We start from the raw sequence: 16,850 nt of genomic DNA, 5'->3' as shown, positions 1-16,850 counted from the left end.
AGGTACGCGTGCGCGTACTCAGGCCATCGGACCAGCGGCCTCGGCGCGGCCGCTCAGCGCCTCCAGGTCGCTCTTGCGGACCCGGATCACCAGGACGGCTGTGACCAGGGCGATCAGCACCATGCCGACGGCTGCCGTGAAGGCCGAGGAGATGCCGGAGGTCAGCACCTCGTGACCCCAGGGAGCGGGCAGCTCCTTCGCCTTGAGCGCCTCGGCCTGCTGCGCGGGCGTCGAGTGCGCAAGGAAGTCCGGCAGCTGCTTGTCGCTCTCCTCGCGGCTCGCCGTGCCGAAGACGGTGACCAGGATGGAGAGGCCGAGCGAGCCGCCGACCTGCTGGGTCGCGTTGAGCAGACCCGAGGCGGCGCCCGCCTCGTGCTGGGCGACTCCGGAGACGGCCGTGAGCGTGAGCGTCACGAAGTTGAGGCCCATGCCGAAGCCGAACACGACCATCGGGCCGAGCACCCCGCCGACGTAACCGCTGTCCGACGAGATGAAGGTCAGCCAGGCGAGGCCGACGCCGGTGAGCGTCGCTCCGGTCACCATGAACGGCTTGGGGCCGAGGACCGGGAGCAGGCGCTGGGCGAGCCCCGCGCCGACGCCGATCGCCAGGGTCACGGGGAGGAAGGCGAGTCCGGCCTGGACCGGGCTGTAGCCCAGGACGTTCTGCACCCACAGCACGATGAAGAAGAACATGCCGAACATGGCGGCGGACAGGCTGAGCATGATGACGTACGTGCCCGAGCGGTTGCGGTCCGCGAACATGCGCAGCGGGGTGATCGGTTCCTTGGCACGCGACTCCACCACGGCGAAGGCCACGAGGAGGATCACCGCGGCGGCGAAGGAGCCGATGGTCAGGCTGTCCCTCCAGCCCTTCTCGGACGCCCGGATGAAGCCGTAGACCAGCGCCGCCATGCCCAGCGTCGAGGTCGTGGCGCCCGCGATGTCGAACCGGCCCGGGTGGCGCTCGGACTCGGCGATGTAGCGCGGGGTGAGGAAGGCGATCAGCACGCCGATCGGCACGTTGACGAAGAAGACCCAGCGCCAGTCGAGCCACTCGGTGAGCGCTCCGCCGGCGAGCAGGCCGATCGCACCGCCACCGGCGGAGACCGCGGCGAACACGCCGAACGCCCGGTTGCGCTCCGGTCCTTCGGGGAACGTCGTGGTGATCAGCGCGAGCGACGTGGGCGAGGCTATCGCGCCGCCGACGCCCTGCAGGGCCCGTGCGGCGAGCAGCTGCCAGGGCTCCTGGGCGAAGCCGCCGAGCAGCGAGGCGAACGTGAAGAGCAGGATTCCGGCCATGAACACCCGGCGGCGACCCAGGATGTCGCCGGCGCGGCCGCCGAGGAGCAGCAGGCCGCCGAAGGTGAGCGTGTAGGCGCTGAGCACCCACGACAGATCGGTGGTCGAGAAGGAGAGCGCGTCCTGGATGTGCGGCAGCGCGATGTTCACGATGGTGGCGTCGAGGACGACCATCAGCTGGCAGGCGGCGATGACGGTCAAGGCGATGCCCGGCCGACCTGCGGCGCGAGTCGGCTCGTCCTTGGTCTGTGTGTCCACCGGAGAAGTTGTCACTATGGATCCCCCACGGAAGAATTAGTGAACGCACCCGTTCACTGTTCGCCACGGTAGTGAGTCCCCCTCAGTGAACGCAACCGTTCACTGGGCGCTGCCGACGAATCGAATCGCGTCAACGGAGAGATCCTGATGGTTACTTCGCGCTCCACGGCCGCCGCCCGGCCGGAGGGGGTGGCGCTGCGACGCCGCGGCCCCGTGCTCGAGCGGGCGATCCTGGAGGCCACGCTCGACCAGCTGGGCAGTGTCGGCTGGGGCGGCCTCACGATGGAGGGTGTCGCGGTCGGCGCGCAGACGGGCAAAGCCGCGGTGTACCGCCGGTGGCAGTCGAAGGAAGACCTCGTCGCGGACGCCCTCCAGGCCGGACTGCCGACGCTCGACGAGGCTCCGGATACCGGCCGTGTGCGTGAGGACCTGTACGAGCTGTGTCGTCAGGTCAGGGACGTCATGTACTCCAAGCCCGGCTTCGCCCTGCGTTCCGTTCTTCACGAATGCGATGCCGAGGCCGCCGCACGCTTCCATGGGCTGATCGAGACGGGTGTGGTCGAACCGTCCAAGCGTCTCTTCCGGGACGTGCTGCAGCGCGGAATCTCGCGCGGAGAGGTGCGCGGCGATGCGATCGACGATCTCGTCCTGGATGTCATCCCCGCCATGATGATGTACCGATCCAAGGTGTGCGGAAGCGAATGGCCGGACGGCGAGATCGCCGATGTCATCGACCGGATCATGATGCCGCTGCTGCGCGCCTGAGCCGGTCGGGGGCGGCTCGGGGGGCTTCCGGGGGTCTTCCTCGGGCGGCTCGGGAGCGGCTCGGCGGGTCACCCGAGGGCCTTCCGGGGCGGGCGGGCGGTGGGCTGCCGGGCGGGGATTCGGACGGGCTGTGACAGGCCTCCGGGCGTCTGCGGCGAATCCGGGTATCGCGGGTGGCGTCAGGCGGCGTAACCTGTCTGGCGCCATGCCGTACGAACCTCCCACCCACACCGTCGAGCGGTCGCTCCGAGCCACCACCGGCGCCAAGATCGTCGCTGGGGTCGACGAGGTCGGACGCGGAGCGTGGGCCGGCCCCGTCACGGTGTGCGCGGCCGTCACCGGCCTCCGCCGGCCCCCCGAGGGGCTCACCGACTCGAAGCTGCTCACCCCCAAGCGCCGGAACGCGCTGGCCGCGGAGCTCGAGGGCTGGGTCACCGCGTACGCGCTCGGCGACGCCTCTCCGCTGGAGATCGACGAACTCGGGATGACCGCGGCCCTGCGGCTCGCGGCCGTCCGGGCCCTCGAAGGACTTCCCGTGCGGCCCGACGCCGTGATCCTGGACGGCAAGCACGACTACCTCGGCAGCCCCTGGCGGGTCCGTACGGTGATCAAGGGTGACCAGTCCTGCATCGCCGTCGCGGCCGCCTCCGTCATCGCGAAGGTCCGGCGCGACGCCCTCATGGCGGAGCTGGAGGGCGAGGGCGGTCAGTACGCTGCGTACGCCTTCGCCGCCAACGCGGGCTACCCTTCGCCGGTCCACAAGGCGGCGCTCGAAGAGCTGGGGCCCACCCCGTACCACCGACTCTCCTGGTCGTACCTGGACGCGCTGCCCCAGTGGCGCCACCTCAAAAAGGTCCGCCTCTCCGCCGAGGCGGCCGCGCTGGAGAGCGGGGGCCAACTCGGCTTCGACTTCTGAACTTCCGGTCACGGGGGCCCTGTCCGAGGGCTGTCCACGCGACCGGGGTGCACATGTGTGCCCACCCGCCGCTGCTCCGCGCAGCGGCGTTTGATAGACATTCATTCATGCCTCTCATCCCCGAGGAGCCTCAGATTCACGAGAGCGCCCAGGGTCCCCGCGCCACCGCGGCCGCCGGCCGCCCCGCGTCGACCCCCCGTCCCGTACCCGGCCCGCGTTCCGCGGCCACTCCGCGTCCCGGACGCCCCGGTCCCGGCCCGGCCAGGCCCGCAGCGCCGGCGCCGCACCCGCAGCCCGGTGCCGGGCAGTCCCCGGCCAAGCGTCCGGAGAACCGTTCCGACCGGCGAACCACCCCGCAGCTCCAGCTGATCCCGGCCCCGGTCGACGGCGCGCTCGACGCCGCCGAGGAGGCCCTGGACCTGCTCCTGGAGAGCGGGCGGGCGCCCGGCGAGATCCTGGTGCTCACCACCGGTGACCCGCACCCGTGGGCGTCCCACGAGCTGTCCTTCGGCGAGGCCGCCTACTGGGCCCAACAGGACAGTGGCGACGACGTGTTCTTCGCGGACGCCGCCGCCGTGGAGCGGGCCGCCGCCCGCCCCGTGGTGATCGTCGCCGTCAACGGCGGAGACGAGGAGACGACCGCCCGGGCCCTTCCCTCGGCGATGACCCGCGCGGGCGCGCTGCTCGTCGTCTGCGGCGACCCGCAGCGCATCACGGCGCTCCTCGGAGCCGGCGCCGGCGTCTGACCGACGCCTTTCAGCCGGACCCGTTGGATCCCGGCCGGACCCGTTGGATCCCGGCCGGATCCGCTGGACTCCGGCCGGACCTGTTGGACCTCGGCCGGACCTGCCGGACCCGTCCGGATCCGCTGGACCCCGGCCGCGCCTGCCGGACCCCGGCCGGACCCGGTGGGGGCCCGGTGGGCTCCGTTGCGGTCCGGTGGGGTCCGGAACGGTCCTGTGGGTTCCGGCGCGGGCCGTGCGATCAGCGTGCGGCCGCCCGGCGCAGGGGTTCACTCGCGCCGCTCGCGGTCCTCGGGGTGAGCAGGCCGAGTTCGCTCGGCCCGTCACCCAGCGGCAGGGGGAGCGAGTCGGAGCTCGGCCGCCGGCCTCCCCGGCCCTCGCCGAGCACCTGCCAGCCTCCTCCGGTCAGCGTGATGTACGCGCCGCAGCGGAGCCCGTGCAGTGTGCAGGCGTCCCGGAGCCCCCACATCCAGGCTCCGTCCTCCTCCGTCCAGCGCTCGTCGCCCTCGCGGCAGTACAGCAGGACCGCGGTCCGCACGGGCGTGCGTCTCCGGAGGTCATGGGGGATGACCCGCCGCAGATGCGCGAGGAGCGCGTTGCGGAACTCCCAGCCGTCCGCCGCGACGGGGCGGCGGACGAACGAGGCGCTGGCGGCGAGCCGTTCCTCGTGGTCCAGGATGGCGATGACCGCCGTCGAGGGCGTGGGCGCATGCCGCGAGTGAAGGCCGCTGACGACCTCACGAGGGTTGCGCAGCAAGGGAACTCCCGCCGCGGCCCACTCGGAGGGTTCGAGTATCCGAGCGAGGCGGCTGGCGGACTGGGACGACGATCTGAGCGAGGCGGCTGTGGGCGGAGCGAATCCGAGGGTCACGGTCCTCCCTTCGGATACGCGCCCGCTAGGCGGGCAAGGTCGGGTGAGGGCGCACCACGGCACAGTCCTTCCGGACCGCTGACGGGCCGTGCGGGGCGGTTTCCCAATTCTTGCGGGCCCGTGCGCGAGCGGCAACGAGCAATTGAGACCGCTGACGGGATTGAGTCGGTATGCCTCTCATATCCCTGCCCAGTTGCCCATTGTTCACTCCCTGTTTCCCCTCCTGTTTCACCCCTGGACGGCGAGCACCAGTGGAAACACCCCTTCCGCTCCGGCCCGTCGCAGCAGCCGCGCCGCCACCGCCAACGTCCAGCCGGTGTCGGAGAAGTCGTCCACGAGGAGCACCGGCCCGCCCGCGCCCGCCAGTCGCCCCGCCAGCTCCGGAGGGACCGTCAGCGTCCGCTGCAGACCGACGACCCGCTGGGCGCTGTTGGTCCGCGAGAGACGGAGGTCCTCCGCCTCCGGCGCGTACTCCACCACGCCGAGCATGGGCATCCTGCCGATCTCGGCGATGCGCTGCCCGAGCGAACCCACCAGACGCGGCTTCCGGTGGGAGGCGACCGTGACCACACCGGCGGGCCTGGCCGGCGCGTCCGGCGCCCCGGAGGCCCAACCACCGGGCCCCTTGGCCCAGTCCGCCAGCACGTGCACCACCGCCTGCACGACATCGTCCGGCACGGGCCCGTCCGGCGTCCCGTCGGCCAGCAGCGGACGCAGCCGGTTGCCCCAGCCGATGTCCGAGAGCCGCCCCAGTGCCCGGCCGCCGAACGACTGCTCCCCGGGCGGAATACGGCCCTTCAGGTCGACCCCGACCGCGGCGAGTCCGGTGGGCCACATCTTCCGGGGCTCGACCTCCACGCCGGGCCGCCCCAGCTCACCCTTGGCCGCGTCCAGCGCGGCCTCGGACACCTTCGGGTCGAACCTGCTCCCCGCGCAGTTGTCGCAGCGACCGCACGGAGCGGCCTCCTCGTCGTCCAACTGACGGCGCAGGAACTCCATCCGGCACCCGGTGGCCGCCGCGTAGTCGCGCATCGCCTGCTGCTCGGCGGCCCGCTGCCGCGCCACCCAGGCGTACCGCTCGGTGTCGTACACCCAGGGCTGCCCGGTGCTCTCCCAGCCGCCCTTCACCCGACGCACCGCACCGTCCACGTCCAGGACCTTGAGCATGGTCTCCAACCGGGTCCTGCGCAGCTCGACCAGCGGCTCGAGGGCGGGCAGGGACAAGGGCCGGCCGGCCTGCGCGAGCACGTCGAGCGTGCGGCGCACCTGCTCCTCGGGCGGAAAGGCCACCGAGGCGAAGTAGCGCCAGATCGCCTCGTCCTCCTTACCGGGCAGCAGCAGCACCTCCGCGTGCTCCACCCCGCGCCCGGCCCGGCCCACCTGCTGGTAGTACGCAATGGGGGAGGACGGCGACCCGAGATGCACCACGAAACCCAGGTCCGGCTTGTCGAAGCCCATGCCGAGGGCCGAGGTCGCCACGAGGGCCTTGACCCGGTTGGCCTGCAGGTCGTCCTCCGCCTGCTGCCGGTCGGCGTTCTCCGTCCGGCCGGTGTAGGAGGACACGATGTGCCCGCACTGGCGCAGGTAGGCGGTGACCTCGTCGGCCGCGGCGACCGTCAGTGTGTAGATGATGCCGGAGCCGGGCAGCTCGCCGAGATGGTCGGCGAGCCAGGCCAGCCGGTGTGCCGCGTCCGGGAGTCCGACCACGCCCAGACTCAGGCTCTCCCGGTCGAGGGGCCCGCGCAGGACTAGGGCGTCCGTGCCCGCGCCGGTGCCGAGCTGGTCGGCCACGTCCGCCGTCACCCGGGCGTTCGCCGTCGCGGTGGTGGCCAGCACCGGAACGCCGGCGGGCAGGTCGGCCAGCATCGTCCGCAGTCGGCGGTAGTCGGGCCGGAAGTCGTGGCCCCAGTCCGAGATGCAGTGCGCCTCGTCGACCACGAGCAGCCCGGTGGCCGCGGCGAGCCGGGGCAGCACCTGATCGCGGAAGTCGGGATTGTTGAGCCGCTCCGGGCTGACCAGGAGCACGTCCACCTCACCGGAGGCGACCTCGTCCTGGACCGTCTCCCACTCCTCGGTGTTCGACGAGTTGATCGTCCGGGCGCGGATGCCCGCCCGGGCCGCCGCCTCCACCTGGTTGCGCATGAGCGCGAGCAGGGGGGAGACGATCACGGTCGGACCGCTGCCCCGCTCACGGAGCAGCGAGGTCGCCACGAAGTACACGGCCGATTTGCCCCAGCCGGTCCGCTGCACCACCAGGGCCCGGCGCCGGTCGGCGACCAGGGCCTCGATGGCCCGCCACTGGTCCTCGCGCAGTCTGGCCCGGCCGGTCGGGTCGGCGACGAGACGGGCGAGCACGGCATCGGCGGCGGTTCGGAGGGCGGCGCGGTCTTCCGGCGGGGCTGCTTGGGTCATGCCCCCATGCAACCCGATGCCTCGGACATCTCGCGAATGAGAGAGCGAACCTGTGGACAACTCGGCGGCCCGGCGGATGCCCCGTTTCGGGAGTTATCCACAGGGGTTTCGGATTTCGGGAGATCGCGAGACCGTCCTGACCATGAACGCGAATCACCACGAATCCAGTGGACTCTCCCGTACCCAGCGAATCACCCTGCGCGGCCCTGCGGAGCTGGCGGACGCCCTGCCGTTCGTGCTGGGCTTCCATCCCACCGACTCCGTCGTCCTGGTCGGCCTCCACGGCGAGCTCGGCCGCTTCGGGGGCCGGGTCAGGCTCGGAATCCCGCGCTCGCCCCGGGAGTGGGCGTCCACCGCGGACCACCTCGCCGAGTGCCTCGTCGAGGGAGGCTCCCGGTCCGGCGCGCGGCCGGACGGCATCGTCGTCTTCCTGTGCCAGGATCCCGCTCCCGGAGAGACGGGCCGCAGGGTCATGGAGCGGCTCCGGCCCTTCGCGCAGCGTCTGCGGACCGCCTGCGGAGCCCTCGACATCCCGGTCTACGAGGCCCTGTGCATCACCGACGGGCTCTACTTCTCGTACTGCTGCCCCGACCAGCGCTGCTGCCCGCCGGACGGCACCCCGCTCGCGCTCAGCGGCACCTCGGTGATGGCGGCGGCCGCCGCCTACGCCGGGGTGCAGGTGCGGGGCTCCCTGCGGGACATGGAGGCCCGGCTGAAGCCCCGGGGCGGGCCGGAGGACGAGGAGCAGCGGGCGGCTCTCGACGCGGCCGCCGCCTCGATCGTCCCCCGGATCCTCGAAGGGGCCGAAGGAACGGGACGGGAGGAGGTGCGCGAAGGGACGCTGCGTCTCGCCCGGGAGGTCCTCCGCCGGTTCGTGAACCCGAAGAAGCCGGAGAACCCGGGGAGCCAGGAAGGGGCGAGGGGCCAGGCCCTTGCGGGCGGCAGGGCCACCCCGGTGCGACTGGTCGCTCCCGGAGGGTCCGCCGGTGCCACGGCCGCGGACGACGCGGCGGACGACGCCCTGGTCACCACCGACGAGGCGGCGGCTCTCGTCCTAGGCCTGCAGGACCGCGTCACCCGGGACCGTGCCGCCGAGTGGATGGAGGGCTGGGAGGGGACCGCCGCCCTGAGGCTCTGGCGCGTCCTGGCCCGGCGCTGCGTCACGCCCTACCAGGAGCATGCCGCCGCGCCCCTCACCCTCGCGGGCTGGACCGCCTGGTCCACGGGTGACGAACCGAGTGCCCGGGTCGCCCTCGGACTCGCCCTCGACGCCGACCCGGAGTACGTCTTCGCCCGGCTGCTGCACCAGGCGTGCAACGAAGGCCTCGACCCCGAGTCGCTCCGCTCGTGTCTGCGGAGCGAGCGGGACGCCCGGACCGCCTCGGAGCAGGAGGCCCCACCGCCCTCCCGGCGGGTCCGGATGCGGGCCGGCCGTCGACCGGGCACCCCACTGACCCTCAGGAAGCCGGGGCGCCAGACCGGTGGGAGCGAGCGCCGGGCGACGGCCGGAGTCCGCCCCGGCGGGCGCGCCACCGGGAGGCTGGCGAGCGGGACTCCGCGGCCCGGCGGGCAGCGCGGCTCCAGGAGTGGCCGATGACGACCGTGACCCGGCCGCCCGCGAGCGCGTTCAGCTCTCTGGCGGAGTCGCACGAACCGTCCCGCCGACACCCCGCCGGCCGCCCGGTTCGCACAGAGAGCACCCCGTACCCGCCATGGCTCCCAGCCCCGTCCCGGCCCCCGGCCGCCCCACCACCCAGTCGTCCGGACCCGCCTCCGGGCACACGTCCGGTGCCGGCATCGCGTTCCCGCGCTCGACGCGGCCCGCGGAACTCCCCTCGGTGCACGGTGCGCTCGTCTGCGTGGCCCTGCCCGCCCTCGCCGTCTGCGCCGAACACGGCCAGCTCACCGGAGAGGGACCCGAAGGGGTGTACGAGGCGGGGCGGCGGCTCCTGTCCCGCTGCGTCCTGCGGGTGGCGGGACGCGAACCCGTCGCGCTCCAGGGCCGCATGGCGGCCGCCGACCGGGCCGTCTTCCTCGGCGTCCTGCGTGTCCCCGGAGACGCCGGCCCCGACCCCGCCCTCACCGTCGAACGCACGCGGAGCGCCGACGGCACCGAACGGATCACCCTGCGCAGTGCCGCGGCCCGGCCGCTCCGGCTCCCCGTGGAAGTCGCTCTGGGGACGGATCTCGCGGACCTGGGCACGGTGGCGTCCGGGAGGACCGGTCCCGAACTCGCCGCGAGCGTCCACGGCACCGGGCTGCGGTGGACCGGCGCCGACGGCCGGTCCGTCGCCGTCACGGCGGACCCGCCGCCCATGGACTCCCTGGCCGCGGCGGGGGTACTGCGCTGGGAGGCCGAGCTGCAACCAGGAGCGGTTTTCACCCTTCGGCTGCGCGTGCGAGCGGAGTCGGCCGCCCGGCCGGCCGGCTCCACGCTGGCGGGTTCCGGACGGCCCGGAGGCCACCTCCTCGCCGAGGCCCGGGCCGAGGGCGACGACCCGCGGCCGGGAGAACTGCTCCGCGCCTCCGTCGAGGACCTGCGGGCCCTGCTCCAGCGCGACCCGGCCCACCCCGCGGACGTGTACCTCGCGGCCGGCGTCCCCTGGCGGTGCGGACCAGTCACCTCCGAAGCGCTCTGGGCGGCCCGTATGTCCCTGCCCCTCGGCACCCGGCTCGCCGCCACCACCCTGCGCGCCCTCGGGCGCACCCAACTCTCCGGCGGCGGGCCCGAGTCCGGCCGCCTCCAAGGACCCCTCAGAGACGCGGGCCCGTACCTCCCGCCCCGCTGCACGGGCATCGAAGCCACCCTCGCTCTTCCCCCCGTTCTCGCCGAGGCCCGCCGCTGGGGGCTCCCGGCCGCGGACCTCGAGGAGCTGCTTCCCGTGGCGGAGCGCTGCCTCGGCTGGCTCCGGCGTACGGCCGGACGGAACGGGTTCGTGCCGGACCCGGAGCCCGCCGGGCCCTGGCGGGCCGAGACCCAGGCGCACGCCCACCGCGCCGCCCTGCTCGGCGCCGACCTCCTCGACGGCTGCGGGCGACCCGGGGGAGACGCCCTGCGCGACATGGCGAGGACCCTGCGCGAGAGGTTCCGGCGCGAGTTCTGGCTCGACGACCCGGCGGGCGGCCGCCCTGCCGTCGCCCGCGCACCGGACGGCCGGACCTGGCCCCAGCTGGGCGGATGGGCCGCGCACCTGCTCGACACCGGGCTGCTCGGTGGCGGCCGGTACGCACTGGGCCTTCTGGACCGGACGCAGACCGAACAGGTGGCCAGGCTGCTCGGTGCCCCGGCGCTCGACTCCGGCTGGGGGCTGCGCGGCCTCGGGACCAAGGAGCCGGGCCACAACCCCTTCGGGCACCGGGCCGGAGCGGTCCGGGTGCACGAGACGGCGGTCGCCGTGGCGGGTCTCGCCGCCGCCGGTCACGAGAAGGAGGCCGCTTCCCTGCTGCGGGGGCTGCTCGACGCGGCGGAGGCCTTCGCCCACCGGCTCCCCGAGATGTACGCGGGAGAACAGCGGACGACGGGCGGACGCCCGGTGCCGCACCCGGCGGCATGCCGGCCGGCGGCCGTCGCGGCCGCCGGAGCGGTACATGCGCTTCTCGCCCTCGCGGGCATCCGGCCGGACGTGCCGGGCCGGTCCGTCTCGGTGCACCCGCTGGCCTCGGCCCCGCTCGGCGCGATCCGCCTGTCGGGGCTCGTGGTCGCCGGCGAGCCCTTCGCCGTGCGGGTCGGCAGGCTGGGTCTCGGTATGGTCGAGGAGGCCGCAGAGGGCCTTCAGCTGGGGGTGTGACGGGATGCCGGGCACAGAGACGAGGGAAGCCTCGCGGCGCGGTGAGGAAGTCGCGGGCGATGCTTCCGCGGGGCGTGTTTATCGTCAGGAAGACGACTATGATCGCGGCATGCCTCCCTACGACCCATCGGCCTTTCCTCCCTTCGCCGTGACCGTCGATCTGGTCGTGCTCACCGTGCGGCGCCACGCACTGTGCACCCTGGTCGTGCGGCGAGGAGAGTCGCCGTACCAGGGGCGTTGGGCACTGCCCGGCGGCTTCGTCCAGGCGGAGGAGGACCTGGGGGCGGCGGCGGCGCGTGAGCTGGTCGAGGAGACCGGGCTCTGCGCCCACGATCCGGCCGCCCCGCCGCCCGTGCCGAGCAACGGCGCGCACCTGGAGCAGCTGGCCACGTACGGGGCGCCCGACCGCGACCCGCGCATGCGGGTGGTGAGCGTCGCGCACCTCGCGCTGGCGCCGGACCTTCCCGCGCCGCGCGCCGGTGGCGACGCGAACAGCGCCCGCTGGGCCCCGGTCGAGGAGCTCCTCGGCGAGGACGAGGCCGCCGCGGCCGAGGACGGAGGGCCGGGAGCGCTCGCCTTCGACCACGCCCGGATCCTCGCGGACGGGGTGGAGCGCGCCCGCTCCAAGATCGAGTACTCCTCCCTGGCCACGGCCTTCTGCCCGCCGGAGTTCACCGTCGGCGAGCTGCGGCGCGTCTACGAGGCGGTCTGGGGCGTCTCCCTCGACCCGCGCAACTTCCACCGCAAGGTGACCGGCACGCCCGGCTTCCTGGTCCCGGCCGGGGGTACCACGACCCGTCAGGGAGGGCGCCCCGCGCAGCTCTTCCGGGCAGGTGGGGCCACTCTTCTCAACCCGCCGATGCTGCGCCCCGAGGTCTGAGGGCCATCTGCATCCGGCGCCCCTGGGCGCCAACCCTGCACTGAAAGTCCGAAATGTAGCGTTATCTTGCTGCGGTAGCGCCGCCCTGCCGCGGAGCGGTGTCACCTACCGCGAGAGAAGCGATGCTCCAGGCAATCGGACTGACCAGCACTCCCCGCCGCGATCGCCCGCCCGCCGTGGACGATCTGACCTTCGAGGCACGGCCGGGTGCCGTGACCGCTCTCCTCGGCCCCCGGGGATCCGGCAAGACCACCGCCCTCCGGCTGATGCTCGAACTCGAGCCGGGTCGTGGGATCACCTACTTCCGCGGCCGGCCGCTGCACCGCGTCGCCCACCCCCCTCGCGAGGTCGGCGTGCTCCTCGGCGACGTCCCCGGACACCCCTCCCGCACCCTCCGGGGTCAGCTCCGGATGCTCTGTGCCGCCACGGGAGTTCCCGCCGCGCGGGCCGAGGAGCTGGTGCGGACCGTGGGTCTCACCGGCCTGGAGCGCCGGCGGATCGGCACCCTGCCGATCGGCGCGGACCGTCGCCTCGGGCTCGCCTCGGCCCTGTTGGGTGCCCCCCACACCCTGCTCCTCGACGAGCCGGCCGCGGGTCTCTCCGTACCCGAGAGCGGGTGGCTGTACGAGCTGCTGCGGGCGCATGCCGCCGAGGGGGGAACCGTGCTGTACACCACGGACGACCCCAAGGACGCGGCCCGTAACGCCGACCGCGTCGTCACCCTCGAAGGCGGCCGGCTCGTCGCGGACCAGGACGCCGTCGAGTTCGCCCGTACCCGCTTGCGGCCCCGGGTCGTCGTCCGCACGCCGCACGTCGCGCGCCTGGCCGCGGCCGTGACCCAGGAGGCCAGAGCCGCCCGCCGGGCCGTCGAGGTGGTCGCCGAGGACGGCAACCGCCTGTCCGTCTATGGCAGCGATTGCGCGGCCGTCGGCGACACCGCCTTCCGGCACGGCGTACCGGTCCACCGGCTCGCCGAGGAGAGGGGAGGCGAAGGCGGCGCAGGCGCGGGTCGGGGCCGTGGTGGTGCCGGGCAGGCGCGGCGTACCCACGAAGGCGAGGAGCCCGCGAGCCGGGCCGCCGAGCCGGCGTCCGGGGGCACGGAGCAGGAGGCCACGGGCAGGCGGCGAGGCACCGCACGGAGGCCCACGCGCTCGCCGCTTCGGCCCCTGCGGTACGAGCTCCACCGGCTCCTGGGCGTGCCGTCCACCCCGCTCGTCGTCGCCGGAGTCCTGCTCGCCTCGGTGACGCTCGCCCTGCTCCTCGGCCGTGGCGGCCGGGTCGAGCTGCCCGCGGTCCTCGCCGGCTGGCCCGCGATCTCCCCGCTGCCGCCCGCGGCCCTCGGCGCCGGGCTGATCGGAGCGTTCTCCTTCGGTGAGGAGTACCGCTATCCCGCGCTCACCTCGGGGCGCGGAGCCGTGCCCCGCAGGCCGGGGCTGCTGCTCGCGAAGCTCGCCGTCGCCGCGGCCGTCGCCCTGGCCCTCGGGGTGCTCGTCGTGGCGGTGGACCTGGAGGTGTTGCGGTTCGTCTACGGCGGCGAGTTGGTTCCCGTACCGAAGAACTGGCCGACGCTCTCGGCGAGTTGGCTCGGTCTGGTGGTCGGCTGCGCGTGGGCCGGGGTGCTCGGCGCGGGGGTGTTTCGGGCCGCCGCCGCCGGAGTGGCGGCGGTGCTCGCGGTGCCGGTCGCCTTCGTTCCGCTGCTGCAGAAGGTGCTGACCGGACCGTCGGTGCGCTCGGCGGTCGGACTTCCCGCGCGGCTGCGTGAGTTCGCCGGTCCGCAGTGGTCCCCGGCCCTGGACCGGTGGCTGGCGGGGGTGCTGAAGGTGATCGGTCAGCCCGCGGGGGTGGCGCTCTCCCTGACGTTGACGGGGCTGCTCTGCGCCTATGTGTTCACCGGCCTTCGCCGTAAGGCTCGTTGGTGATCATTTGTGGACCGAAAGGTTCCGGTTCCCCGTCAACACCCTTGAAATCTGCCGGGTATGTCCGATTGATCGTCAATTGTGTAGGGGGTGCCGATCACCCTTTCGTGTGCTTTTCACCAAAGACCTCAAGGGTCACGGAGGCAACGCCGACAAAGGATGCGTGAGTACCCTTGCGCACACCATGATGACCGCCGCCCGCCCCGTCGACTCCGGCCTCGGCGCCCCGGGCGATCTCGACCGCTACCCCTACACGGAGGCGCCCGCCGCCGGCCGTGTGGGCCCGCCCTCCTGGGAGGGGGTGGACACCGAACTGGGGCGTGTCGGCCGCCGGACCACCGGCAACCGCGGGCGCGGGCTGCACGGTCAGCTCGTCCAGCAGCTCGGCCAGATGATCGTCTCCGGCGACCTCGGGGCCGACCGCCCGCTCGTCCCCGAGGAGATCGGCCAGCGGTTCGAGGTCTCACGCACCGTCGTGCGCGAGTCGCTGCGCGTACTGGAGGCGAAGGGGCTCGTCAGCGCCCGCCCGAACGTCGGTACGCGCGTCAGGCCCGTCAGCGACTGGAACCTCCTCGACCCCGACATCATCGAGTGGCGCGCCTTCGGCCCGCAGCGCGACGACCAGCGCCGCGAGCTGAACGAGCTGCGGTGGACGATCGAGCCCCTGGCCGCCCGCCTCGCCGCCGGGCACGGCCGCGAGGACGTGCAGCAGCGCCTCGCCGACATGGTCGAGATCATGGGGCACGCCTTCGCCCAGGGCGACGGCATCACCTTCTCCCGGGCCGACACGGAGTTCCACACCCTCCTGATCCAGCTGGCCGGGAACCGCATGCTGGAGCACCTCTCCGGCATCGTCGCCGCTGCGCTCCAGGTCTCCGGCGGCCCCGTCACCGGCTGTGACCGGCCGAGTGAGGCCTCCCTCGCGCACCACGCCCGGATCGTGGACGCGCTCGCCGCCGGGGACGCCCACGGCGCCGAGAGCGCCATGCGGCAGCTGCTCACGGTCCACCCCGAGGTGGAGCGCGTCGTCCCCGCCCCGCGCGAACACTGACCCGCGGACCGTGGCCGGGAGCGCGGAGGCGCACGCACCGCGTGCCGCCGGGTCCGAGCACCACCCGGGGGCCCGACAGGGTCTCCCCGGGCGGCGCCCGGGTTCCGGCGGCGCGAATGTGCCGTGATCGACCGCTCTGGCCGCTTCGTCGCAAATGGGGTGTGACTCGGGCCACGAAGATTGGGCGTAACACTCCTCCGAGCCGTGCGATGACCTAAGAGGTGACAGCCGAGGAAGGAATACAGCAGCCCGTGGAGGCGCTGTGCAGTTCCCCGGTCCAGCCCGCGCCGTCGGCACATTCCCCGTCGACGGTCGTCGGCTCCAGCCCGATCCAGGGCGGGGCCGGAAGCCGTTTCCATCGTTCCGAGAGGTTGTTCGTGTCGGCCAGCACATCCCGTACGCTCCCGCCGGAGATCGCCGAGTCCGAGTCTGTGATGGCGCTCATCGAGCGGGGAAAGGCTGATGGGCAGATCGCCGGCGATGACGTGCGTCGGGCCTTCGAAGCCGACCAGATTCCGCCAACCCAGTGGAAGAATGTTCTGCGCAGCCTCAATCAGATCCTCGAGGAAGAGGGTGTGACGCTGATGGTCAGTGCAGCGGAGTCGCCGAAGCGCGCCCGCAAGAGCGTCGCAGCGAAGAGCCCGGCCAAGCGCACCGCCACCAAGACCGTCACCGCCAGGACGACCGTGACGAAGACCACCGTCACGGCCACCTCGGCCCCCACGGCCGAGGTCGACCCGGCCGACGAGGCCGGATCGCCCGCCAAGAAGGCGGCCGCGAAGAAGACCGTCGCCAAGAAGGCGGTGGCCAAGAAGACCGTCGCCAAGAAGACGGCGGCCAAGAAGACCGCGTCCAAGAAGGACGCCGACGAGCTCGTCGAGGGCGAGGAGCTCCTCGAGGACGTCGCGCCCGGCAAGGGTGAGGACGAGGAGACCGAGGGCGAGAGCAAGGGCTTCGTCCTGTCCGACGAGGACGAGGACGACGCTCCGGCGCAGCAGGTCGCCGTCGCCGGCGCCACCGCCGACCCGGTCAAGGACTACCTCAAGCAGATCGGTAAGGTCCCGCTGCTCAACGCCGAGCAGGAGGTCGAGCTCGCCAAGCGCATCGAGGCCGGTCTGTTCGCCGAGGACAAGCTCGCGAACTCGGACAAGCTCGCCCCGAAGCTCAAGCGCGAGCTGGAGATCATCGCCGAGGACGGCCGCCGGGCCAAGAACCACCTCCTGGAGGCCAACCTCCGTCTCGTGGTCTCGCTGGCCAAGCGCTACACCGGCCGCGGCATGCTCTTCCTGGACCTGATCCAGGAGGGCAACCTGGGTCTGATCCGCGCCGTCGAGAAGTTCGACTACACCAAGGGCTACAAGTTCTCCACGTACGCCACGTGGTGGATCCGTCAGGCGATCACCCGCGCCATGGCCGACCAGGCCCGCACCATCCGTATCCCGGTGCACATGGTCGAGGTCATCAACAAGCTCGCGCGTGTGCAGCGCCAGATGCTCCAGGACCTGGGCCGTGAGCCCACCCCGGAGGAGCTGGCCAAGGAGCTCGACATGACCCCCGAGAAGGTCATCGAGGTCCAGAAGTACGGCCGTGAGCCGATCTCCCTGCACACCCCGCTGGGCGAGGACGGCGACAGCGAGTTCGGTGACCTCATCGAGGACTCCGAGGCGGTCGTGCCGGCCGACGCGGTCAGCTTCACGCTCCTCCAGGAGCAGCTGCACTCCGTTCTCGACACGCTCTCCGAGCGTGAGGCGGGCGTCGTCTCCATGCGCTTCGGCCTCACCGACGGCCAGCCGAAGACGCTGGACGAGATCGGCAAGGTCTACGGCGTGACGCGAGAGCGGATCCGTCAGATCGAGTCGAAGACGATGTCGAAGCTCCGTCACCCGTCGCGCTCGCAGGTCCTGCGCGACTACCTCGACTGATCCGTACCAGGCACGCAGCGGTACACGGA

The 16,850-nt window shown here is 73.0% G+C and carries 12 protein-coding genes; 9 read left to right on the top strand and 3 right to left on the bottom strand.

Going from position 1 to position 16,850, the window contains the following annotated elements; all coding sequences use genetic code 11:
* Nucleotides 1-18: 18 nt before the first annotated feature.
* Nucleotides 19-1,572, bottom strand: a complete 1,554-nt coding sequence (locus tag AC07AW_RS29850) for an MFS transporter (protein ID WP_478818548.1) — start codon at nucleotides 1,570-1,572, stop codon at nucleotides 19-21.
* 132 nt (nucleotides 1,573-1,704) lie between these two features.
* On the opposite strand from AC07AW_RS29850, the gene AC07AW_RS29845 reads away from it, so the two are divergent.
* The 3 genes from AC07AW_RS29845 (at nucleotide 1,705) to AC07AW_RS29835 (ending at nucleotide 3,984) form a co-directional block, all read left to right on the top strand.
* Nucleotides 1,705-2,322 (top strand): TetR/AcrR family transcriptional regulator, encoded by a 618-nt coding sequence (locus tag AC07AW_RS29845; protein ID WP_478818547.1) that lies wholly within the window; start codon nucleotides 1,705-1,707, stop codon nucleotides 2,320-2,322.
* Nucleotides 2,323-2,527: 205 nt separating this feature from the next.
* Nucleotides 2,528-3,238 (top strand): ribonuclease HII, encoded by a 711-nt coding sequence (locus AC07AW_RS29840; protein ID WP_478818546.1) that lies wholly within the window; start codon nucleotides 2,528-2,530, stop codon nucleotides 3,236-3,238.
* Between the two features lie 107 nt (nucleotides 3,239-3,345).
* Nucleotides 3,346-3,984, top strand: a complete 639-nt coding sequence (locus tag AC07AW_RS29835; protein ID WP_478818545.1) for a hypothetical protein — start codon at nucleotides 3,346-3,348, stop codon at nucleotides 3,982-3,984.
* Nucleotides 3,985-4,222: 238 nt separating this feature from the next.
* Here the strand turns inward: AC07AW_RS29835 and AC07AW_RS29830 are convergent, their stop codons facing one another.
* A complete protein-coding gene (locus AC07AW_RS29830; RefSeq protein ID WP_478818544.1) occupies nucleotides 4,223-4,852 on the bottom strand; it encodes a hypothetical protein in 630 nt (209 codons plus the stop codon).
* Nucleotides 4,853-5,080: 228 nt separating this feature from the next.
* Nucleotides 5,081-7,264, bottom strand: a complete 2,184-nt coding sequence (locus AC07AW_RS29825; RefSeq protein WP_478818543.1) for a RecQ family ATP-dependent DNA helicase — start codon at nucleotides 7,262-7,264, stop codon at nucleotides 5,081-5,083.
* Between the two features lie 142 nt (nucleotides 7,265-7,406).
* Between AC07AW_RS29825 and AC07AW_RS29820 the strand changes: the two genes are divergently transcribed.
* From AC07AW_RS29820 to AC07AW_RS29795, 6 genes are all read left to right on the top strand, one after another.
* Nucleotides 7,407-8,861, top strand: coding sequence for a DUF4192 domain-containing protein (locus AC07AW_RS29820; RefSeq protein ID WP_478818542.1), 1,455 nt, complete (start codon nucleotides 7,407-7,409; stop codon nucleotides 8,859-8,861).
* Nucleotides 8,862-8,976: 115 nt separating this feature from the next.
* Nucleotides 8,977-11,052: a glycogen debranching N-terminal domain-containing protein gene (locus tag AC07AW_RS29815; protein ID WP_478818541.1), complete on the top strand. Its 2,076-nt coding sequence runs from the start codon at nucleotides 8,977-8,979 to the stop codon at nucleotides 11,050-11,052.
* Nucleotides 11,053-11,161: 109 nt separating this feature from the next.
* Nucleotides 11,162-11,932 carry an NUDIX hydrolase gene (locus tag AC07AW_RS29810; RefSeq protein WP_478818540.1) on the top strand — a complete coding sequence of 257 codons (771 nt, stop codon included), beginning with the start codon at nucleotides 11,162-11,164 and terminating at the stop codon, nucleotides 11,930-11,932.
* Between the two features lie 122 nt (nucleotides 11,933-12,054).
* Complete coding sequence (locus tag AC07AW_RS29805) at nucleotides 12,055-13,851, top strand: ATP-binding cassette domain-containing protein (RefSeq protein WP_478818539.1); 1,797 nt, start codon at nucleotides 12,055-12,057, stop codon at nucleotides 13,849-13,851.
* A 160-nt stretch (nucleotides 13,852-14,011) separates the two neighbouring features.
* Nucleotides 14,012-14,899: a FadR/GntR family transcriptional regulator gene (locus AC07AW_RS29800; protein ID WP_478818538.1), complete on the top strand. Its 888-nt coding sequence runs from the start codon at nucleotides 14,012-14,014 to the stop codon at nucleotides 14,897-14,899.
* A 377-nt stretch (nucleotides 14,900-15,276) separates the two neighbouring features.
* A complete protein-coding gene (locus AC07AW_RS29795; RefSeq protein ID WP_478818537.1) occupies nucleotides 15,277-16,821 on the top strand; it encodes an RNA polymerase sigma factor in 1,545 nt (514 codons plus the stop codon).
* The last annotated feature ends 29 nt before the right edge of the window (nucleotides 16,822-16,850 follow it).

This window comes from Streptomyces sp. NPDC044003 (assembly GCF_056435185.1).
The sequence above is the reverse complement of the archived record's forward strand: the minus strand, read 5'-3'. Positions and strand labels throughout refer to the sequence as shown.